The organism is uncultured Amaricoccus sp., assembly GCF_937858865.1.
In the GTDB taxonomy this organism is placed as follows: Bacteria; Pseudomonadota; Alphaproteobacteria; order Rhodobacterales; family Rhodobacteraceae; genus Amaricoccus.
Map to the genome: position 1 here is coordinate 1 of NZ_CALLYO010000355.1, position 1,716 is coordinate 1,716.

A 1,716-nucleotide genomic window follows, 5' to 3' on the forward strand; every position below is an offset into this window, starting at 1 on the left:
GCGCGGATCGCCGGCTCGCTGCACATGACGATCCAGACCGCCGTCCTCATCGAGACGCTGGTCGCCCTCGGCGCCGAGGTTCGCTGGGCTTCCTGCAACATCTTCTCGACCCAGGACCACGCCGCCGCCGCCATCGCCGCGGCTGGCGTGCCGGTCTTCGCGGTGAAGGGCGAGACGCTCGAGGACTACTGGACCTACACCGACCGCATCTTCGGCTTCGAGGGGGCGGACGGGGGCGGCGCCAATATGATCCTCGACGACGGCGGCGACGCGACCATGTACATCCTGACCGGCGCCCGGGTCGAGGAAGGCGAGACGAGCCTCATCGAGAATCCCGACAGCGAGGAGGCCGAGTATTTCTTCGCCCGGATCCGCCAGCGGATGGCGCAGTCGCCGGGCTGGTTCGTGAAGCAGCGCGCGCAGATCCGCGGCGTCTCGGAGGAGACCACGACCGGCGTCCACCGCCTCTACCAGCTGATGGAGAAGGGCCTGCTGCCCTTCCCGGCGATCAACGTCAACGACAGCGTGACGAAGTCGAAATTCGACAACAAGTACGGCTGCAAGGAGTCGCTCGTCGACGGCATCCGCCGCGGCACCGACACGATGATGGCCGGCAAGACCGCCCTTGTCCTCGGCTACGGCGACGTCGGCAAGGGCTCGGCGGCCTCGCTGCGCGGCGCCGGCGCCCGCGTGATGGTGACGGAGGTCGACCCGATCTGCGCGCTGCAGGCGGCGATGGACGGCTTCGAGGTGGTGACGCTGGCGGACGCCGCCCCCAGGGCCGACATCTTCATCACCGCCACCGGCAACCGCGACGTCATCACGCTCGACGACATGCGGGCGATGAAGGACATGGCGATCGTCGGCAATATCGGCCACTTCGACAACGAGATCCAGGTGGCGCAGCTGCGCAACTTCAAGTGGACCAACATCAAGGACCAGGTGGACATGATCCACTTCCCGGACGGGAAGCGCATCATCCTCCTGTCCCAGGGGCGCCTGCTCAACCTCGGAAACGCGACCGGGCACCCCTCCTTCGTCATGTCGGCGAGCTTCACCAACCAGACGCTGGCGCAGATCGAGCTCTGGACCCGCGGCGAGCAGTACGGGAACAAGGTCTACACCCTGCCCAAGCACCTCGACGAGAAGGTGGCGCGGCTGCACCTCGCGCGGATCGGCGTGAAGCTGACAGAGCTGCGGCCCGAGCAGGCGACCTATATTGGCGTCACGCCCGAGGGTCCCTACAAGCCGGAGCATTATCGCTACTGAATGGTAAATCAGGCCGGCAACGTCCTGATAACCTTCAATTCTAGGCGCTTCGCCGTTGACCGGCGGGGCGCTTTCCGCCATAGTCGGACCCAACGATGGCCGTGGCAGAAGCGCCCGCTGATACCATCGTCTCCACACCGATCGCACCAGTTTGCACCCGAAGGGTCTCACCGAACCCTGGAGGGGGTCGTGCGGGTCGGCGGGGTCACCGGTTTCGCGGCAGCTTTCAGGGTCCGACGGTTTGTGGGGGCCGGTCGTTCCAGCCGCCGCCCGGCCCGGCCTTGCAGACGAGACCCGCACACGCGGGGTCGGGAGGGCCCTTCGAGGGGGAAGGGCCCTCCCGATCTTCGTTCCAGCGATTCCCGTGGCTCGGCCTCGAGGAGAATTCCGCTCGTGTTAACAGCGACTTGAGCGGACTGGAATGCGGCCGGAAAGGGGCTGGAAAGC

General features: G+C 66.6%; 1 protein-coding gene. It reads left to right on the plus strand.

The genetic code is table 11. The features are described 5' to 3' along the window. Positions 1 to 1,269: adenosylhomocysteinase (ahcY, locus tag Q0112_RS10305; protein ID WP_297974834.1), on the plus strand; the 1,269-nt coding region annotated here is incomplete at its 5' end. Positions 1,270 to 1,716 lie beyond the last annotated feature (447 nt).